Below are 20,206 nucleotides of genomic sequence, written 5' to 3' on the forward strand. Positions count from 1 at the left end.
ATTAATTATTGCTAAAAGATGGGAATTGCAATTGAATAGCGCTTTGATTATAAGCATTTACCGCTTCGGCATTTTGCTTTTTTATATCGATTGCCTGATTTAAAAAACTGATGTACGACCAGTAACTCATATCGCCATTGGCATAACTTTTTTGTGCCGTTGTTATGATTTGGTCTGCGTATTGCAATCCTTCATTTTGATAATACAGCATTGCTTTGTTCTGTTTATCGAACTCGCTTTTCAATTCTTCTTTTTGCAGTTTTAAAGCTAATTTACTTTTATCTAATTCCAGTTGTGCCTGTACCACACTTATTTCTGAAGCCTTGGCACGAGCCGAATTTACACCTCCAAAAAGTGGAATTTGTAGCCCCGCCGTAAATCCTTGGAAATAAGATTTTGTATCGATGGTCTGTCCAAAATAACCTAATCCTAATTTTGGTGTTCTCATTGCCTTGAAAATATTGGCTTCTTTTTGATAAACTGAAATTTGTTGGGTGTAATAATCGTTTACCAATCCTTGCACTTTATCCTCGGCAATTGAAACATTCTTTTCATACTTTAACGGAGTTGCGGCATCAGGAACAATATTTTCATCGGTTTGGATAAAATACTGTAACTGCTTTTGATACACCGCCAAATCGTATTCCAACTGTAATTTTTGGGTTTCAATTTCTTTTACCTTGGCTTTGGCACTTATGACTTCTATATTACCACTTTCACCTGTTTGAAAACGAAGTTCAGCATTTTTTAAAAACTTGATATAAATGTCACTCAATTCGTTGTTTAACTTTTGAATGGAAACACCATACAAATATTGATAGTAAGCTAATGTTACCGCTTTTTCAATTTCGTATTCTGATAAGGCTTTTCTTTTCTCAGCTAATTTTGCCAATTCTTCCTGTAATTGTCTGTTTGCCTTAGTGATTTTACCAATTGGGAAATATTGCTGAACAGAAACATTATGGTCATAATCAACACTATTAAACTGTCCGCCTTGGTATTGGACTTGCAAAGGATCTACTTGAAATGCCGCTTTTTTAAGCGTCGTTTGTTTTTCAATTTCTTTATCGGCAATTTTTAAATCGATATTGCTTTTCTTGGCTAAGGTAATTGCTTGGTCTAAAGTTACCGTTTGCTTGTTTTGTGATAATGCTACACAGCTAATCAATAGAAACCAAAGGGTTACAAATGGTTGTCTTTTTTTAAATTTTCTTATTTTCATTCCGTTTTCAAATAATAAATAAAGTATTGGTAATACTATTAATGTCAGTAATGTTGCCGAGAACAAACCGCCTATAACTACTGTTGCCAATGGTTTTTGTACTTCGGCACCGCCACTGGTTGATAATGCCATAGGCATAAATCCTAAAGAAGCCACTGCCGCTGTCATTAACACAGGTCTAAGTCTTGTTTTTGTCCCCATTAATACACGTTGCAACGGATCGGTTATACCTTCTGATTTTAGTTGATTGAAATAGGAAATCAATACAATTCCGTTTAAAACGGCAATACCAAACAAAGCAATAAATCCAATTCCTGCTGAAATACTAAAAGGCATTCCTCTAAGCCATAACGCAAAAACACCACCTATCGCTGATAAAGGAATCGCGGTGAAGATTAACAAGGACTGTTTCACACTGTTGAATGTAAAAAACAGTAAAACCATGATAAGTCCTAATGCAATGGGCAACGCTATTGAAAGACGCTTATTGGCTTCAACCAAATTTTCAAATTGTCCGCCATAAGTAATATAGTAACCCGCAGGAAGCTTGAAATTGGTTTCCAGTTTTTGCTGAATTTCTTCTACCACACTTTTTATATCACGACCACGAACATTTAACCCAACTGTTATTCTACGCTTTCCATTTTCACGAGAAACTTGTACAGGACCTTGCTCATAACTAATGGCAGCCACTTGGGATAGTGGTACTTGCTGACCATTTGGCAATGGAATAAACAAATTGCTTACGTCTGTAATATCGCTTCTGTTGGCTGCATCCATTCTAACCACAACATCAAAACGCTTACTCTCTTCATAGATTTTTCCTGCGCTTTCCCCTGCAAACGAGGAACGAATAATTTTATTGACATCAGTAATATTTAAACCATACAATGCAATTTTATTGTAATCGTATTTTACAGTTATTTGTGGGAGTCCGGTTACTTTATCAGCCTTTAAATCGCCAATACCTTCTATTTTATTTATTTTAGAAATCAATTCTTTGGCTTTTGTATCTAAAACTTCTAAATCGTCACCAAAAATTTTAATGGCTATATCGCTTCGGCTACCCGTCATTAATTCGTTAAAACGCATTTGAATAGGCTGTGAAATTTCGATATTCGCCCCAGGAATAGCTTCCATTTCTTCTTTCATCAAATTGGCTAAATCTTCCCAATTATCGGCAGATGTCCACTCAGATTTGTCTTTCAAAACAATAATCAAATCGCCACTTTCAATTGGCATTGGGTCGGTTGGGATTTCTCCACTTCCAATTTTGGTAACGATGGTTTTAATTTCTGGGAATTTTGCTTTTAGAATTTTCTCATATTTGGTTGTTGTTTCTACCATTTGGGTTAATGAACTACCTGTCATAATGGTAGCATTAATGGCTAAATCGCCTTCTTCAATGGTTGGAATAAATTCGCCACCCATATTTTGAAAAGTTATTACAGCCAAAGCAAATAATCCTAATGCGATTACTAAAACCGATTTTTTAATTTGCAATGCTTTTTCTAAAAAAGGGGTATATATCTTCTCGAACCACGCCATCATTCTATCGCTAAAATTCGATTTATGCTCAGTATTTTTCGATAAGAACATAGCACTCATCATTGGCACATAAGTCAATGATAAAATAAATGCTCCAATAACTGCAAAACCTACTGTCATTGCCATTGGTTTGAACATTTTACCTTCTGTTCCTACTAAGGCTAATATTGGCAGATATACGATAAGAATTATTATTTCCCCAAATGCTGCACTATTTCTGATTTTTGAAGCAGATTTATATACCTCGCTATCCATTTCGGATTGGGTTAAATCCTTTTGCCTTTTGAGTTTTTGTAAATGGTGCATTGTGGCTTCGACAATAATAACTGCCCCATCGACAATGATACCAAAATCGATTGCACCTAAACTCATTAAGTTTCCACTCACACCAAAGTAATTCATCAGGATTACTGCAAAAAGCATTGACAAAGGAATTACGGAAGCTACGATTAATCCGGCACGAAGATTTCCTAAAAATAATATCAGTACAAAAATTACGATTAAAGCTCCTTCCAATAGATTTTTTGTAACCGTTCCTATGGCGTTGTCTACTAATTTACCTCTGTCAATAAAGGCTTCGGCAACTACTCCTTCAGGTAACGTTTTATTGATTTGAACCATTTTTTCTTTCACTCTTTCCACTACAGCACTGGAATTTTCGCCTTTTAACATTAATGCTAAACCGCAAACAATTTCTCCTTTACCGTCTTTTGTAGAGGCACCATATCGCAATGCAATACCTTCACGTACTGTTGCAACGTCACGCACTAAAACAGGAGCACCATTTCGGTTTTTGACTACTACATTTTCTAAATCCTTGATGCCCGTTGCCATACCCACACCACGAATGAAATAAGCGTATTGGTCTTTTTCAATATAGGCACCACCAGTATTTTGATTATTTTTTTCTAACGCATCAAAAATCTCAGTGATAGTAACGCCTAAACTATTGAGTGTGTTTGGATTAACTGCAACTTCATATTGTTTTAATTTTCCACCCCAAGTGCTCACTTCAGCAACGCCTTCAATACCTTGTAATTGTGGTATAATTATCCAATCTTGAATGGTTCTTAATTTGATGGCATCGTACTTATCTTCATACCCTTTTTTAGCATATACATCATACTGATAAATTTCTCCAAGACCTGTTGAAATTGGTGCCAATTCAGGCGAACCAGCATAGTCAGGTATATTTTCTTCGGCTTGCTTTAATCGTTGAAAAATTTGTTCCCTTGCCCAATATATATCTACATCGTCTTTGAAAACAACCGTAACTACCGAAAGCCCGAAACGAGAAATACTTCGTAACTCAATTACTTTGGGGATGGTTTTAACGGATTGCTCTAACGGATAGGTAATTAATTGCTCCACTTCCTGACTGGCAAGAGTGGGCGCAGTAGTAATAATTTGTACCTGATTATTGGTTACATCAGGCAAAGCATCAAGCGGTAATTGTTTAATAGAATAGCTACCCCACGCTATAAGGACTAAGGTTAGCAATAGTATAATGAATTTATTCTTTATACTGAATTGTATTATTTTGTCTAACATTGAAAATATTGTAATGAATTAGAAATTAGCAAATTAAAGTACTTGCCATTATATGTGATTAAAACACACTTTTCTAACCCGAAATTACTCGGGCATCATTATACTATTTGAGGAGGTTGCCAAATACTTCCAAAGAAATAGGAAGCAAAAACTGGCTTATAAAATGGCTCTTTGGTCTTTATAACTGTAGCAATTACAGGAAAATCATAACTGATGGAAGGAAAGTAACTCAAAACCTGCGCTCCACAGCAATTGCAAATGCAAAAAGGCGAACACAAATCTTTACTCTTGTCGTGTGAATGGTTGTCATGGTCAGCCCGATGCGCTTCCAAAGAATGCCCAGCACTATTTACTTCCATATCAGCACAAGGCATAGATGCCAAGACTATTAAATAAATTGATAATATGATATTTAACCATTTCACGAGTGTAAAAATAGCAATAAAATTTATATGAACTAATCACATTTAATTTTTTTAATGCAATTTGATGCGATTCGAAATATTTTTTTAGCTTTGCCTAAAAATAATATTAAGCATATATAAAAATGAAAAACAAGGCATATCTAATTTTAATTGTTATGACTTTAGGGATAAGCACCCTAACCTCTTGTGAAGATATATTAACAGATGCTCCTGCCGATGAAGAAATTTTAGACGGGCCCGTTGAAGGATTGACTTCTTCGGAAATGTTAGAATTCTTAGAAGGTGATGTTGCTTTCAATGAAGAAGTATTTACAACCGAAACAGGTTTGGGACCATTATTTGTTTCTACCAGTTGTGTGTCCTGTCATGCGGGGGACGGAAAAGGACATCCTTTTACTACTTTAACCCGATTTGGACAAACAGATGCCACAGGTAATCAATTCATGCATTTGGGTGCGCCACAGTTGCAAAACAGAGCCTTACCGGGGTATTTACCAGAGCAAATTCCTGCGGGAGCTACTTCAGCTAAGTTTATGCCTCCTGCAAATACAGGTTTAGGTTTTTTAGCCGCTTTAACCGATGCACAAATTTTAGCAAATGCAGACCCCAATGATAATAATGGAGATGGAATTTCAGGTGTACCAAACTATATTACACCTCCAGCTTTCTTTTTGCCAAAATGGTTTCATCAGGAAATTAACGGAAAATACATTGGTCGCTACGGAAAAAAAGCGGCAGCTATCGATTTGTTGCATCAAACCGTTAATGCCTATAATCAGGACATGGGAATTACCTCTTCTTTTTCTCCAATCGACACCTATTCGGGATTAGAAATTGACCCTGAAGTTTCAAACAAAACAGTAAACAGTGTAGTGTTTTACTTGAGAACCTTAAAAGCACCCAAACGAAGAAATCAAAATGATGCTGAAGTTCAAGCAGGTGAAGCTTTATTCTCAAATTTAAAATGTGCAGAATGCCATAAACCGCAATGGACAACACCAAACAGTGATATTGCCAGTTTATCCAACAAAACTTTTTACCCATATACCGATTTACTGTTACACGATATGGGAAGTGGCTTAAACGACGGTTATACAGAAGGAACTGCATTAACAAGCGAATGGAGAACTCCGCCTTTATGGGGAATTGGGCTGGCTAAAAAATCGCAAGGTGGACAATATTTTTTACTGCATGACGGTAGAGCCAGAAGTATTGAAGAAGCAATTTTAATGCACGGCGGTGAAGCTAACAGCAGTAAAAATGCGTACCAGCAATTAACATCGGGTGAAAAACAAAAACTGATAAAATTCATTGAAAGTTTATAGTATGGACAGAAAAGAATTTTTAAAGATTTGTGGCTTTTCCTGTTTAGGAGTTTTGGGATTGTCTGGGATGATGCAAAGTTGTGGAACAACTCATTATGCTTCTACAAATGTTCAAGGCAATCGATTGATTGTGTCTAAAAAAGAATTTGAAATAATCAAAAACGACACCATTCGTTACAGAAATCATGTTGTTAGCAAAATAGAAGGTATCAACTATCCGATTATCATATACAAAAACCTAAATGATACTTATTCAGCATTTTTGTTAAGATGCTCTCATCAAGGAGCCGAACTTACCGTTAATGGTGATGTATTAACCTGTTCAGCTCATGGAAGCGAATTTGGTAAAAACGGTGAGGTTATTCAAGGACCCGCAGAACAACAATTAACCGCATTTAAAGTGCAAACCGATGCACAAAACATTTACATTCAATTATCCTAAAATGAAATCACTATATATAACTGTATTAATCTTATTTTTTAATTTTTCAGTACTGGCACAGGTTGATTCAACAAAAGTCGTAACGACACAAAAAGACACTACAAAATTAGCTTTGAATATGGATGCAGTTTATGCACGTCCGTTTTTGAAATTAGGGAAACTTCCCATTTCCATAGGTGGTTATGTTGAAGCCAATACGAGTTATTTTGCTACTGATGGAGTCACAGAAGGTATGTCTTTTCAGATGCCGAGAATGACATTATTTGTTTCATCCACCATCAGAAACCGAATTAAATTTTTATCGGAAATTGAGTTTGAAGAAGGCGGAAAAGAAATAAATATTGAATTTGCTTCGCTTGATGTGGAGTTACATCCACTATTCAATTTGCGTGGTGGTATTATTATGAACCCTATTGGCTCTTTCAACCAAAATCACGACGGTCCAAAATGGGAATTCATTGACCGTCCAATATCTTCAACAACCATAATCCCATCTACATGGAGTAATGTTGGTTTTGGTTTTTTCGGAAAGTATGCCAAAAATAATTTGGTTTGGGCGTATGAAGGTTATTTCTCCAATGGTTTTGATGATACGATTATATCGAATACCGAAAACAGAACATGGCTTCCTGCTTCAAAAGAAAATAAAGAACGCTTTGAGGAAAGTTTTAACGGAGTACCATTGATTACCGCCAAGACTGCATTAAAACACAGAAAAATAGGTGAATTTGGTATTTCTTGGATGGGTGGTGTGTACAACAAATTTCAGGAAGACGGTATTCAAATTGACAAAAAACGTAGAGTGGACTTATTCGCATTGGATTTTAACACAGTGCTCCCGAAACTAAAAACATACATCAATACGGAATGGGTTTGGGCTTATATAGATGTTCCTGACACCTATACTCAACAATTTGGCTCAAAACAAAAAGGGGGCTTTATCGATATTGTGCAACCCATTTTAAAGCGCGATGTATTGGGTTGGCAAAACAGCACACTTAATTTGGCTTTTAGAATGGAATACACAGATTATAATGTTGGAACGTTTAAAGAAACTAACGAGAATATCCACGATGATGTAATGGCTATAACTCCGGGAATCAGTTTCAGACCCTCTTCACAAACGGTTTTCAGAATGAATTACCGCTATATTTGGGAAACAGATATTTTTGGTAATGATCCTTCGAAGACAGCTGGGATTCAATTTGGGTTTTCCACTTATTTTTAGTCTGATTTGCATGAAAATCACCCAAGATCAGAAAAGTTTTTCATGCAAATTAACTATGTTTTTCCCATGACTAATAAATTTTGCTAGCAACAATCTCCGTCTGCTTGTATGGGTGGACATTTTACAGTTCCGTAACTGCAATAAACGCAACAATCACCCTGTTTCGGTTTTAATACTGTTTTGCATTTTTCACATTCGTAAAAATACTGACATGCATCAGTAGGCATCATTTCTTCCTTTTTATGCCCGCAATTGGGACAAGTAATCGTAGATTTTAATTCAACCTCTTTTCCTCCATACGAAATACAGGTATTACAATTACCCTGAACTTTATTTTGATAATAATTTGCTATTGTAGCAATAAAAAGCCCAAGCATACCAGAATAAATTAAATAGACTGCATTTTCCGATTTACTAAAATAATATGCGAAGAATATTAATATTCCACTTGGTATTGCTATTAATAAAGGATACACGCAACGATGTTTACGGTAAGAAATGATTAAGCCAACAATTGAAATTAAAACCATTGCTTGAAAAATCCACATCGTCCATCCACCAAATAATTCAAAGCTGCCGAGTCCAAGAGCTGAAGCACCAAATGCAAATAGGGGAAAACAGCAAGGCGAAAATAGTGCTGTGAAGAAAAGTCCAATCGTACCTAATTTATCAATGTTATTAATTATTTTCATTTTTGTTTTTGTTTTTAAATTTTTAAATTTCGTAATCTCAGGGCATTTGCAATTACTGATACAGAACTAAAAGACATTGCTAATGCGGCAATCATGGGTGATAATAAAATTCCGAATGCCGGATATAAAACGCCTGCCGCAATAGGCACTCCCAATACATTGTATATAAAAGCAAAGAATAAATTTTGCTTGATGTTTTTCATCACGGAATGGCTTAGATTTTTAGCCTTTACGATTCCCTGCAAATCACCTTTTACTAATGTAATTTTAGCACTCTCTATGGCTACATCGGTTCCGGTTCCCATTGCAATTCCTATATCGGATTGCGCTAAGGCTGGTGCGTCGTTTATTCCGTCGCCTGCCATTGCAACAATTTTGCCTTCGGATTGTAATCGCTTAATTTCTTTAAGTTTATCTTCTGGTAAACAACCGGCTTTGAAAGAACTTAAATGCAGTATATCGGCTACAGCTTTAGCAGTATTAGCATTATCGCCTGTAAGCATAATTACCTCGACTCCTTGGCGCATTAGTTCTTTAATCGCTGCTGCACTAGATGATTTAATAGCATCGGTAATCGATACAAAACCGACTGCTATATTATCCACTGCTATATAGGATACTGTTTTTCCTAGTTTTTGTTCGGTTATAATTCGATTTTCTATGTCATCCGAAACAACTACATTCACTTGCTCCATTAGCTTTTTATTTCCTAATGCTACTATTTTACTGTTTACTGTACCAACAACTCCTTTTCCAGTAACATTTTCAAAATCTTTAACCTCGATCAAAGAAGTGTTTTTTGTTTTAGCGTAATTTACAACGGCCTGTGCCAATGGATGTTCGCTATATTGATTTAAAGAAGCAATATTTTGCAATAAACTATTTTCGTCACTATTAGAGGCATAAATTTTTTCAACCGATGGTTTTCCTTCTGTGATGGTTCCTGTTTTATCGGTTATTAAAACATCAACTTTGTTCATGTTTTCTAACGCTTCTGCATTTTTTATCAAAACCCCAGATTGAGCCCCTTTACCAACTCCAACCATTACTGACATTGGCGTTGCCAACCCTAAAGCACATGGGCAGGCAATAATTAAGACAGCAACCGCATTGATGAAACCGTAAACTAATGCCGGATCAGGTCCGAATTTTGCCCAAACTAAAAATGTTAGTACTGCAATAATTACCACAATGGGGACAAAGTATTTTGAAATACTATCCGCTAATTTTTGGATTGGTGCTCTTGAGCGACTCGCATCATTCACCATTTTAATAATTTGTGACAATAGTGTTTCTGAACCAACTTTCTCGGCAACCATTACAAAAGATCTATTTCCGTTGATAGTACCGGAAGTCACCTCATCTCCTGTTTTTTTATCAACCGGAATGGGTTCTCCGGTAATCATGGACTCATCAATAGTACTTGCTCCCTCCATGATTTTCCCGTCAACAGGAATTTTGTCTCCGGGTTTTACACGTAATAAATCCCCTTTCTTAATATCGTGAATGGAAATGACTTTATCTGTTCCGTTTTCCACCAAAGTTGCTTCTGTGGGAGCCAGTTTCAATAATTCTTTTATCGCTCCGCTGGTTTGGCTGTGCGCTCTTGCCTCTAAGAGTTGTCCCAACAGGACTAATGTAATAATTACGGTTGCCGCTTCGAAATAAAGGTGAATGGTTCCGTGTTCGGTTTTAAATTCTTCCGGGAAAACATTCGGAAACAACATCCCTACAATGCTAAACAAAAAAGCTACTCCGGTTCCTATTCCGATAAGGGTAAACATATTCAGATTCCATGTGATAATTGATTTCCAGGCACGGGTAAAAAACATCCAACCTGCATAGAATACAACCGGAATCGAAAGCAGAAATTGCACCCAATTCCACTTGTTGTTGTCCATTATCTGAAACAACGGATTGTTATGCATCATTTCCATCATGGCGATAATGAAAATCGGAACCGTACAAAGCGTGGCAATCTTCATTTTTTTCAGCAAATCCAAATAGGTTCTGTTTTCTTCGGTATCCGTTGGTTCCATCGGAACCAAATCCATTCCGCAAATAGGACAAGAACCTGGTCCTTCTTTAATAACTTCGGGATGCATCGGACAGGTATACATTTTTGGGATGGTATCCAATTCAACCAATTTTTCCAGATTCATTCCACAAACCGGACAATTACCTGGTTTGTCATAAGTTTTATCTCCTTCGCAATGCATCGGACAATAATATTTCCCTTTGGTATTTCCGGAAACTGCCATTGTCATTTTGGAATGATGAGTATGGTGTTCAACAGATGCTTTTTCTCTCGCGGCTTCGGATGTTTGATGGTTATGAGCTAAATTGCTCATAGTTATGGTGTAGTTACCGGCAATTGCAAGCGCTTGCTGAAGCTGTTCCGTCGGTATGTGCTTTTCCATAGTTATAGTGGCTATCGGTGGGTTTAAGGAAACTGTAGCTTCAACCCCATCAATAGTATTTAATGCATTTTCTACTTTTGACTTGCAGTTATCACATGTCATGCCAGCTATATTATACGTATGTGTCATCAGTTTAATTGTTTAAAATAATGGGATTTATAAATTATTGGATAGTTTTAGTAATGTTTATTTTTTTTATCATTAAAGATTTTTCAAAATAAAATCTACCCTTTCTTCAGCCGATAGAACCGGAACATGAACTACCGGAAAGGGTAAGGATTCATATACTTCGGTAATTAACTCATGAATTTTTTTTTGCGCCTGTTCATCTTCACTTCGGGCATAATCATTTTTTAATGGAAGGGGATCCAGAATAAAAATCTTTTTATAAGAAACCATTTGTAGTGCTTTAGCTAACTTTTCATCTACCGATAGGTTTAAAAAACGATAGTAGGCAAGAGCGTCCGGAATTGCTCTATCAAGAAACACCTGAACGTTTGCTGCAATTTCATTTTCTTGTTCAATCTGCATATCCAATACTCCTAATTGAAATTCTCTTTGGTTTTTTCTAGTTTCTTCAATTGTTCTTCCTTTTAATCGTTGCGTATCTAAATAATGCCGTGCATGCTCAAAAGTAGTTATATACCCTATTTCTTTCAGTATATTGACAGTGGTTGTTTTACCCGAGCTAGGACCACCTGTAATGACATACCAATTTGTTTTTCTTTGTGGAGTATTTATAATATTAGTTTCCATAGTTTCATTTTGGATTCTTATAAAAGACCTACATCTTCATTCCTTCCATGGGGTCAGTCCCTTTTCGGAATTTATATTCACTGTTTATGGCATACGCTCCAGTAATTACTACCTTTTTTGAAGCATCAATTGCTGATTTTATTTCTATCAATCCATTGGTTTCTATTCCCGTTTCCACCATAAGATTTTCAAATATCCCCGGACTTTTTTCTATCCAGATGTAAGAGGTTTTTTCTTCTCTGATAACCGCATCCACCGGAATAAAAAGCCCTTTTATATTGGATTGGTTTAGTTTAACGAAGGCCTGCATTCCCGGTTTCAATACAAAATTTTGGTTTGGTACTTGCAATCGTATTAAAAGCAATCGCGTATCCGGATTGATTTCGGGATTGATAAACGTAACTTTCGCATTGATTGTTTTAGCAGGGAAATCAGTAAAAGAAACTTTGGCGTTTTGTCCAAGGTTAATACTTTTTGCATAGTTTACGTTTACTTGTGCTTCGAGCCAAAGATTGCTTAAATCAGCCAATTTAATTACAGGAGAACCTTCCATCATATAGCTCCCTTCAGTTGCCATTATCTCAGAAATATAACCACTGGCGGTACTGTAAAAGGTTGTATAGGGTGAAATTACCTTGTTGTTTTTTATGTTCTCGATTTGAGCATTTGACAACCCGAAGAACAAAAGTTTTTGTTTGGCCGCATTAAGCATATTTTGAGCATTCTTTCCAAAATCGCCCGGCATGGAAAGCTGTTTGTAAGCCGTAAAATAATCCTGTTTGGCTATGGCTATATCTTCACTGTATAAAGAGTACAAGGCATCATTTTTACTGACATATTCTCCAATCGTTTTATAATAGAGCTTTTCAATACGTCCCATTGCTCTTGCTGAAATGGTATTAATCTTCTCTTGGTTAAATGTTAAAATTCCCGTATAGCTTTGTTCTAAATTGTTTTGGGTTGCTGCAATAGTTTGCGTGGTAATGTTTCCCAGCTGTATTTGCTGTTTGCTCAAACTTATTTCGTTTGCATTTGTGTCGTTGTTTTTTATTGGCGTTAAAGGCATATGACAAATAGGACATTTTCCAGGTTTGTCTTCTTTCACTTGTGGATCCATCGAACAGGTGTAGAAAGTAGTTTCTTTCCCCATATCATGTCCTGAATGGTCTTCTTTGTTTTTAGTAGTACAGGCCATTACCACCATGAATAATAGTAGTATTGTAATACTGTAGTTTATTCTCTTTTTCATTTTTATTCGGTTTTAATGAAGCTTTCACTGTCTATTAAATACTGTGCGTTTTTGGCAATAACATCATGAACTGAAATCCCGTTGATGACTTGAATATAATCCCCCATTTCAATTCCGGTTTGTATTTCTTTAGCCTTAAAGCCGTTATTCATTTTTACAAAAACTATTTTCTTATTTCCAATACTGACGAATGCTTGTTTGTGCAACCAAGTACCTTTAATTGGGTTGGTTTTTACACTACCCTGCAAACGTAACCCTATAGGTAATTTCAAGGCATTGTTGTTTAAATACACCCTAATTCTATTGGATTTATCTGTTGCGCTAAACTGTGTTTCTATGAAATTTATTTGAGCGTTGATATTGTGATTTTCATCTAATTCTGTTGTAATTGTTATGGGTTGGTTCCTCTTTAGCAATCCGCTATATCCTTGTAAGACATTAAAAACACCCCAGACTTTATCAGTATTGACTAATTTAAAAACAGTTTCTCCTTTTTTTATATAATTCCCTTCTTTAAAATTTAATACTTCGGAAGCAGCACTTGCATTAGACATCGTATTGGTATTAGCATCCATTGTTTGCGTTGCGTCAATTATTCCATACGCAGGGCTATAAATTGAAATTACAGGATTTGCCCTTTTTGTTGCGATTAAAGCATTAATCTGACTCATATTCATACCATAGAGCTTTAATTTTTGTTTTGAAGCCTCGACAATTGAAGTATTATCGGCATCATTTGAAATTAAATAAATGAAGTTTTGTTGTTCCGTAAGTAATTCCGGGCTGTATAAATCAAAAAGTTTTTCTCCTTTATTTACTTTTTGATATTTGTAATTCACATACATTTTTTCAATTCTTCCACTTGCTCTTGCCGCAATGTTTACAAATGAATTTGGATCGTAAGCCACAATACCGGGTAAACTGATTTCACTGCTTATTGTTGTGTCTTTCACCGATGTTGTTTGAAAATTTCCGACAATAAAATTATCCGTTGGCTTTAAAACATTTTCAATCGAATTACTTTCTTCTGTATGATTGTTTGTTACTTTTTTCACTAAAATCATTCCGCAAATAGGACAATTTCCGGGTTTGTCCCGAATAATCTCAGGATGCATCGGGCAGGTATAAATAGCCGCTTGTTGTTCGTGACCAGAATGATTATCCGATTTGGTTGCAAAATAATAGATTGCAAATCCAATGGCTAAAATCATAATGGTTAGTAAACTGTATTTTAAATATCGGTTCATAATTATTTAGTTTCCAATTGTTTTTCAATTTCAACTTGTGTTGCCAAAATGGCCTGTAATTTATCTAACGAATCCATTTGTGCCATATTTAACGCCTCCCAAGCATCGAGTACCACAAACAAATCTCCGGTATTATTTTGCCAGGCGATAATCGCTGTGTCGTAGTTTTTACGCAAGGCCGGAATAATATTTTTCTCGGCAATATCATACTGTTTTTTGAGGGTTATCAGTTCAGTTTGCATTCCGGAAATCATTCCTGAGGCTTCATTCAGTATCATTTGTTTTTGCCAATTCAGACTTTCGTTTTTAATTTGAAAGCTACTGATATTAGCTTTGTTCATTTTGGTTGACCAAGGCATTGGGATGGTAACCATTCCCATTAAAGAGAATTGTTGTGGTTGTTGCCCAAACGCAAACATATGGTCGTATTTAACTCCAAATTCCGGTAAAAATTTTGTCTTTTCGGCTTCTATTTTCAACTGATTTAATGCCATTGTTTTTTCAATCGCCTTAATGTCACTTCTGTTTTGGGAAAGCTGTGTTGTATCGGTTTTTATTAGATTAAAATCGGTCAGTTTATATGTTGTATCAATATCAAATACGGTATTTTTATCTCTTGCCATCAGCATATTCAGTACAATTCGTTTTTGTGCTATATCATTTTGTAACATAACAATCATACTCTGTAATGCACTGTATTGCGATTTTGCTTTGTAGTAGGTTGGTAATTTATCCATGTTGTATTGATAGCGTATCTCCATGCTTTTAATCATATAGTCTAAAAGGAGTAAATTATCATCGGCAATTTTTATTTTCTTATTCAAAACAAGCCATTGGAAATAGTTCGTTTTCGCCAGAGCATTGAGTTGATTAATCGTATAGTTTTTGTTCTCCTTTTCCACAGAAGACATTGCGCTCATATACTTAAAATCGGCGTTCAGCTTTTTGGAATTCGGAATCATTTGTGTGACTCCCAACATATATGACCCCATGCCGGGTGACATTTCATCAGCCTTCCACATTTTGGAATTGTAGGGTGTCATAAAGAAACCTGTTTCCACTTGTGGTGGCATCCAACTTTTGGCGCCTTTTGCAGCTGCTTCCATACTCTGTATGTCGGCATCATACATTTTTAGTTGTGGATTATTTGTTTCGATCTTTTTCAAAACTTCATCCAACGAAACTGTTTGAGCCCTACTTGAAGCGAAGCTTAAAATCAAACAACCTATTGCTATATAATACTTATTCTTTAGCATCTAAAATTTCTATTTTACCATTTGTTTTCAGTTCACGAAGTTTTACGATTTCAAAAACAACTGGTGTTACTAACAAAACATAAATTGTGGAGGTAATTGTACCACCAATGAGCGGAACGGTAATAGGAAGCATCACATCGGCTCCTGTTCCTGTTGCCCACAGAATAGGTATCAAACCAAATAATGAAACCGAAACGGTCATTAGTTTTGGTCGCAACCTTTTTGCTGATCCATCAATGATATATTGTCTCAATATTTCTTCGGTGATAACCTCTTTGCTGTTTCCGTATTTTGCCACCATTTTGTTCATGGATTCATTCAAATAAATGGTCATTAACATTGCCGTTTCTATGGCCATTCCAAACAAGGCAATAAAACCGACAGCCACAGCAACTGACAAATTGATGCCATAAAAATAGACCATGAAAATTCCGCCAATTAATGCAAAGGGAACTGTTATCATCGTGATTAATGCTTCTTTCATGGAACGATAGGTGAAAAACAGAATTAGGAAAATAATAACAACTACTATAGGCAAAATCAAACTCAATGTTTTGTTGGCTCTGATTTGATTTTCCCATTGTCCGCTCCATTCGATATAATATCCTTTGGGCATTTTGGTCATCATGGCGTTTAATTTCTTCTGTGCCTCTTTTACCGTACTACCCAAATCCCGTTCCCGAACATTAAACAACACGCTCCCTCGAAGCATCGCATTTTCACTGTTTATCATGGGAGGTCCATCGCTTATCCTAACATCAGCAACCGTTTCTAAAGGAATGGGACCATATTGCATCGTTTGTACTTGCAATTTTTTTAAAGCATCGAGGCTATTTCTGTATTCCTGAGCATATCTTGCGTTTACAGAGAAACGTTGTCTTCCTTCAATAGTTGTAGTTAGTTTCATTCCGCCAATAGCCGCTTCTACAACGTTATTGATATCATCAATAGAAAGTCCGTATCGGCCAATAACTTCGCGTTTTGCTTCAATGTCTATATATTTCCCTCCTGTGATGGGTTCTGCATATAAATCTTTTACCCCGGAAGTACCTTCCAACGCTTTCTTGATTTTTTGAGATAACACATCAATAGTATCTAAACTTGCTCCGTAAATTTTTATTCCAACATCTGTTCGGATACCGGTAGAAAGCATGTTGATACGATTGATAATAGGCTGTGTAAAACCGTTTGTTACTCCAGGAATTTGCAGTTTATTATTTATTTCAGTTATAATGTCATTTTTTGTTTTGTCCTCTCTCCATTCTGTTTCGGGTTTTAACAAAATAATAGTTTCAATCATACTTATCGGGCTGTTATCGGTGGCTGTGTTTGCCCTACCCGCTTTTCCTAAAACATGATCTACTTCTGGTACTGATTTTATTAGTTTGTCCTGTAATTGCAAAATCCTTTTTGCTTCAGAATTTGATACATCCGGTAATGTTACCGGCATAAATAAAATGGAACCTTCATCTAATGGAGGCATGAATTCTGACCCTAAACGGGTAAACATCAACACTCCAATTAGTAATGCAACAATATTAAAACCTAATATTGTTTTACGCCATTTCAGACAAAAGGTTAGTATAGGTGTATAGATTGTTTCCAGTTTGCTATTGATTGGATTTTTTTCTTCCGGACGTAGTTTTCCTTTGAGTAAAAAGCTAATTAGTACTGGTGTTAGCGTGATTGCCAAAAAAGCATCGACAATAAGAATAAAGGATTTTGTATACGCTAACGGACTAAACAGTTTTCCTTCCATTCCCGTGAGAAGAAATACAGGTAAAAAAGATGCAATTACAATTATTGTTGAATAAAAAACACCCGGTCCCACTAATTTAGAGGATGATTCAATTATCTTGAGTTTTTCTTCAGAAGACAATGGATCCTGTTCTTTTTTGAATATTTTAAGTAGTCTCTCTTTCATCTTAAACCGATTTTTTGCTGTTAACCATTTCTTCCTGTTTCTCCGAAATATTTCGATATGAATTTTCCACCATTACAATACCATCATCGACAACAACTCCTATAGCCAGAGCAATACCCGTTAATGACATAATATTGGAAGAGATACCGAAAGCTTCAAGTAAAATAAAGCCCACTGCTACTGATATAGGAAGCTGTATAAGGATAATTAAAGCGCTTCTCCAATGAAAAAGAAAAATGAGTATGACAAGTGATACAACAATCATTTCTTCAATTAGTGTTCCTTTAACGGATGCTATGGCTTTTTCTATCAGTTCACTTCTGTCGTAGGAAGTTTTAAAAGAGACTCCTTCCGGTAAACCTTTTTCGACTTCTTTCATTTTTTCTTTTACGGCATGTATTACTTTGTCGGCATTTTCACCGTAACGCATCACTACAATTCCACCAACAACTTCTCCCTTTCCATTTTCGTCAAAAATTCCCAATCGTAAATCGCCTCCCATTTGTATCGAGCCAATATCTTTTACTCTTACGGGAACAGCATTATAATTTTTTATGGTAATATCTTCGACATCTTTACTATTCTTGATATATCCTAAACCTCTTACGATGTAAGACATATCACTCATTTCAAATTTTCGCCCTCCAACATCGTTATTATTAGACTTTACAGCATTCATGACTTCCATCATGCTGACGTTATAATATTGCATTTTGAGCGGATCTAAGACCAGTTGGTATTGTTTTTCAAAACCTCCAAAAGAAGCTACTTCGGCTACACCGGGAACTGTTTGCAATGCAAATTTCACATACCAGTCTTGTAAAGCTCTTTGTTCTCCCAAGTCCATTCCATTGGTTTCAAAATGATACCAAAAAATATGACCTACTCCTGTACCATCAGGACCTAAGGTTGGAACAACATCTTGTGGAAGTAAGCGCTGGGCATAATTTAATCGTTCCAACACCCTGGTTCTTGCCCAATAGGTATCCACATTGTCTTCAAAAATGATATAGACAAAGCTCATCCCAAACATAGAAGCTCCGCGTATATTTTTAACTTTGGGTATCCCTTGAAGATTAGAAACCAAAGGATAGGTTACTTGTGCTTCGATTACCTGCGGGCTTCTTCCCATCCATTCCGTAAAAACAATAATTTGATTTTCTGATAAATCAGGAATGGCATCAATAGGATTCTGCTGAACACTGTATATTCCCCAACCAAATAAACCGGCTGACACAAGCAGCACAATAAATCGGTTTTTTAAGGAAAATGAAATCAATTTTTCGACCATACTATTTTCGTGTTTGTTAGTTAGGTAGACCTACAAAATCCCTGAAGCTTTTGCAGGCTATATTTAACTAACTAGATTGATTTACAAGTTATTTTTTAACTTCTTCAGTCAAGTCCATGCCGCATTTTGAGCATTTATCGCCTTTTTTGCCGGTAACTTCCGGGTGCATTGGGCAGGCATACATTTTTTCGGATGAATTAACAGGAGTTTCTGTGGTTTGTTTTTCTGTTTCTTTAGCTTTATCGTTGCAAGAAACTAAGGTTATTGCTAATAAAGCAGTGATAATTAGTGTTTTCATAATCGATTATTTTTTTAAATTATTTCTTGTTCTTTAAGTCGAAAAAAGTGTAGTACAAATTAAAATAGAACCCATTTGGCGCAGAACGTATCATTGAACTCATTAATTCCTGACGATACGCCAAGTCCAATCGTGCCTGACTATTGAAGATAAATTGAACAGCAGGTACAACATCTAAGTACGATTTACCATTTTCATTAATGGTTTGCCCTACAAATTCAACCATCAAATTGATATTAGTTTGTTTATAGCTGGTGTATTTTTTAGGGTACATCAGTTTACCAATCGACAAAGTATAATTGGTAGCATTATCGCCAATAGTATCGGGAAATGGATAGTTTGGTTTGTTGTCGAATGCTTTCTCAAAACTAACGGAGGAACTGATTGCGACTTTTTTAATCAGCTTTGTTGCAATTATTCCTGTTTCAAAACCCGAATTGTGTCCCATAATCTCAATTTGTTCCTGATGAATATCAGCGTTATTAAAACTATACCTACCATAAGCCGCCAATCGAAAATGGCTGTTTAAATCATCGGAAGAATAAAAACGATATTTTGTCATAAAACTACCTCCCTCAGTTACCAGATCATTATTCCTGTTACTTACAAAAGCTGAAGCCCGAAACATGATATTTTTATTTAATCCATAGGTCACCTCGGGCATAAAATGGTAGTTGTAACCCGATTTCATTTCTTCTTTGAATAATGACTGCATTACATTAACAGCAAGCGAGTTTGCCGGAACATTACTTGCAGGATCTGTAACCACAAACAATTCTTGAGAAAGAGCATTTTGACAAAATAAAGCTACGAAAAATAACAAACAATTTCTCATTAATTCAGGATTTTAATATGGAAATCATCCTCATTGTCAACTAGATAAGTAGCGATATCCTTGTAGGATTTGGATACTTTTTTAAACTCTTTGTCCGTTACATAACCTTTGTCGACTACTTGAAATTGCACTTCAGAACCAGTACCTGAATTCTTGCCTACCAAAATGTACGGGCTTTTAGTTATGGTTTCTGATTTTGCTGTAATTACTAGAGAACCAATAAAGAACCCTGCTTTTTCCACTTTCTCTTTAAATACTTTAGGACTTAATTCGTTACCTTCTTTAAGGGTTACGGTAAACGTGTTTGTATTTAGATCGGTTTCTACATTAATAACTTCTGGTAATGATTTAAGCTGTTTGTTAATTGCATTTGAACACATAGAACAAGTTAAACCAGTTGCTCTGATTTCTGCTTTTGAAATTTGTGCATTACTTTTCATTGAAAACATCAAAACTATTGATGCAACTAAAACATAACCTTTATTTATTTTATTCAT

Annotated in this window: 16 protein-coding genes and 1 pseudogene; 3 read left to right on the forward strand and 14 right to left on the reverse strand. The window is 35.8% G+C overall.

The window, feature by feature from the left end:
* Window position 1: 1 nt before the first annotated feature.
* Window positions 2-4,321, reverse strand: coding sequence for a CusA/CzcA family heavy metal efflux RND transporter (locus tag FCR2A7T_RS12125; protein WP_023571593.1), 4,320 nt, complete (start codon window positions 4,319-4,321; stop codon window positions 2-4).
* A gap of 98 nt (window positions 4,322-4,419) precedes the next feature.
* Entirely contained in the window at window positions 4,420-4,746 is a 327-nt protein-coding gene (locus FCR2A7T_RS15355) for a DUF6660 family protein (protein ID WP_316928593.1), read from the reverse strand.
* Window positions 4,747-4,868: 122 nt separating this feature from the next.
* On the opposite strand from FCR2A7T_RS15355, the gene FCR2A7T_RS12130 reads away from it, so the two are divergent.
* The 3 genes from FCR2A7T_RS12130 to FCR2A7T_RS12140 are packed head-to-tail and all read left to right on the forward strand — an operon-like array spanning window position 4,869 to window position 7,741.
* Window positions 4,869-6,071, forward strand: a complete 1,203-nt coding sequence (locus FCR2A7T_RS12130; RefSeq protein ID WP_035118371.1) for a di-heme oxidoredictase family protein — start codon at window positions 4,869-4,871, stop codon at window positions 6,069-6,071.
* Between the two features lies 1 nt (window position 6,072).
* Window positions 6,073-6,513, forward strand: a complete 441-nt coding sequence (locus tag FCR2A7T_RS12135) for a Rieske (2Fe-2S) protein (protein ID WP_023571595.1) — start codon at window positions 6,073-6,075, stop codon at window positions 6,511-6,513.
* A gap of 1 nt (window position 6,514) precedes the next feature.
* A complete protein-coding gene (locus FCR2A7T_RS12140) occupies window positions 6,515-7,741 on the forward strand; it encodes a hypothetical protein (RefSeq protein WP_035118373.1) in 1,227 nt (408 codons plus the stop codon).
* Between the two features lie 83 nt (window positions 7,742-7,824).
* On the opposite strand, the gene FCR2A7T_RS15325 is transcribed toward FCR2A7T_RS12140, so the two are convergent.
* The 12 genes and pseudogenes from FCR2A7T_RS15325 to FCR2A7T_RS12195 form a co-directional block, all read right to left on the reverse strand.
* The gene (locus tag FCR2A7T_RS15325) at window positions 7,825-8,046 is read right to left on the reverse strand and encodes a GDCCVxC domain-containing (seleno)protein (protein ID WP_035118559.1); all 222 of its coding nucleotides are present in this window, start codon (window positions 8,044-8,046) and stop codon (window positions 7,825-7,827) included.
* Between the two features lie 48 nt (window positions 8,047-8,094).
* Window positions 8,095-8,433: pseudogene (locus FCR2A7T_RS15330) on the reverse strand (MerC domain-containing protein); the annotation flags it as partial.
* Window positions 8,434-8,447: 14 nt separating this feature from the next.
* Window positions 8,448-10,982 (reverse strand): heavy metal translocating P-type ATPase, encoded by a 2,535-nt coding sequence (locus FCR2A7T_RS12150; protein ID WP_035118375.1) that lies wholly within the window; start codon window positions 10,980-10,982, stop codon window positions 8,448-8,450.
* Window positions 10,983-11,054: 72 nt separating this feature from the next.
* Entirely contained in the window at window positions 11,055-11,609 is a 555-nt protein-coding gene (locus tag FCR2A7T_RS12155; protein ID WP_023571598.1) for an AAA family ATPase, read from the reverse strand.
* 28 nt (window positions 11,610-11,637) lie between these two features.
* Window positions 11,638-12,858, reverse strand: coding sequence for an efflux RND transporter periplasmic adaptor subunit (locus FCR2A7T_RS12160; protein WP_023571599.1), 1,221 nt, complete (start codon window positions 12,856-12,858; stop codon window positions 11,638-11,640).
* 2 nt (window positions 12,859-12,860) lie between these two features.
* A complete protein-coding gene (locus FCR2A7T_RS12165; RefSeq protein WP_023571600.1) occupies window positions 12,861-14,105 on the reverse strand; it encodes an efflux RND transporter periplasmic adaptor subunit in 1,245 nt (414 codons plus the stop codon).
* 2 nt (window positions 14,106-14,107) lie between these two features.
* Window positions 14,108-15,361, reverse strand: a complete 1,254-nt coding sequence (locus tag FCR2A7T_RS12170) for a TolC family protein (protein WP_035118377.1) — start codon at window positions 15,359-15,361, stop codon at window positions 14,108-14,110.
* Entirely contained in the window at window positions 15,348-17,285 is a 1,938-nt protein-coding gene (locus FCR2A7T_RS12175; RefSeq protein WP_023571602.1) for an efflux RND transporter permease subunit, read from the reverse strand. Before FCR2A7T_RS12175 ends, FCR2A7T_RS12170 begins: the two co-directional genes overlap by 14 nt.
* 1 nt (window position 17,286) lies before the next feature.
* The gene (locus FCR2A7T_RS12180) at window positions 17,287-18,576 is read right to left on the reverse strand and encodes an efflux RND transporter permease subunit (RefSeq protein WP_023571603.1); all 1,290 of its coding nucleotides are present in this window, start codon (window positions 18,574-18,576) and stop codon (window positions 17,287-17,289) included.
* 88 nt (window positions 18,577-18,664) lie between these two features.
* A complete protein-coding gene (locus tag FCR2A7T_RS15275) occupies window positions 18,665-18,874 on the reverse strand; it encodes a heavy metal-binding domain-containing protein (protein ID WP_023571604.1) in 210 nt (69 codons plus the stop codon).
* A 19-nt stretch (window positions 18,875-18,893) separates the two neighbouring features.
* Window positions 18,894-19,709 (reverse strand): hypothetical protein, encoded by an 816-nt coding sequence (locus tag FCR2A7T_RS12190; protein ID WP_035118380.1) that lies wholly within the window; start codon window positions 19,707-19,709, stop codon window positions 18,894-18,896.
* Window positions 19,709-20,206 carry a heavy-metal-associated domain-containing protein gene (locus FCR2A7T_RS12195; RefSeq protein WP_023571605.1) on the reverse strand — a complete coding sequence of 166 codons (498 nt, stop codon included), beginning with the start codon at window positions 20,204-20,206 and terminating at the stop codon, window positions 19,709-19,711. The genes FCR2A7T_RS12190 and FCR2A7T_RS12195 overlap by 1 nt, the downstream gene beginning before the upstream one ends.

The organism is Flavobacterium cauense R2A-7 (assembly GCF_000498475.1).
Lineage (GTDB): Bacteria > Bacteroidota > Bacteroidia > Flavobacteriales > Flavobacteriaceae > Flavobacterium > Flavobacterium cauense.

Excerpts from the sequence above, each read along its gene's own strand:
- FCR2A7T_RS12180 (WP_023571603.1), bottom strand. The coding sequence starts at position 18,576 with ATGGTCGAAAAATTGATTTCATTTTCCTTAAAAAACCGATTTATTGTG.
- FCR2A7T_RS12160 (WP_023571599.1), bottom strand. The coding sequence starts at position 12,858 with ATGAAAAAGAGAATAAACTACAGTATTACAATACTACTATTATTCATG.
- FCR2A7T_RS12135 (WP_023571595.1), top strand. The coding sequence starts at position 6,073 with ATGGACAGAAAAGAATTTTTAAAGATTTGTGGCTTTTCCTGTTTAGGA.
- FCR2A7T_RS12190 (WP_035118380.1), bottom strand. The coding sequence starts at position 19,709 with ATGAGAAATTGTTTGTTATTTTTCGTAGCTTTATTTTGTCAAAATGCT.
- FCR2A7T_RS15275 (WP_023571604.1), bottom strand. The coding sequence starts at position 18,874 with ATGAAAACACTAATTATCACTGCTTTATTAGCAATAACCTTAGTTTCT.
- FCR2A7T_RS12150 (WP_035118375.1), bottom strand. The coding sequence starts at position 10,982 with ATGACACATACGTATAATATAGCTGGCATGACATGTGATAACTGCAAG.
- FCR2A7T_RS12195 (WP_023571605.1), bottom strand. The coding sequence starts at position 20,206 with ATGAATAAAATAAATAAAGGTTATGTTTTAGTTGCATCAATAGTTTTG.
- FCR2A7T_RS12155 (WP_023571598.1), bottom strand. The coding sequence starts at position 11,609 with ATGGAAACTAATATTATAAATACTCCACAAAGAAAAACAAATTGGTAT.
- FCR2A7T_RS12125 (WP_023571593.1), bottom strand. The coding sequence starts at position 4,321 with ATGTTAGACAAAATAATACAATTCAGTATAAAGAATAAATTCATTATA.
- FCR2A7T_RS12140 (WP_035118373.1), top strand. The coding sequence starts at position 6,515 with ATGAAATCACTATATATAACTGTATTAATCTTATTTTTTAATTTTTCA.
- FCR2A7T_RS12170 (WP_035118377.1), bottom strand. The coding sequence starts at position 15,361 with ATGCTAAAGAATAAGTATTATATAGCAATAGGTTGTTTGATTTTAAGC.
- FCR2A7T_RS12130 (WP_035118371.1), top strand. The coding sequence starts at position 4,869 with ATGAAAAACAAGGCATATCTAATTTTAATTGTTATGACTTTAGGGATA.
- FCR2A7T_RS12175 (WP_023571602.1), bottom strand. The coding sequence starts at position 17,285 with ATGAAAGAGAGACTACTTAAAATATTCAAAAAAGAACAGGATCCATTG.
- FCR2A7T_RS12165 (WP_023571600.1), bottom strand. The coding sequence starts at position 14,105 with ATGAACCGATATTTAAAATACAGTTTACTAACCATTATGATTTTAGCC.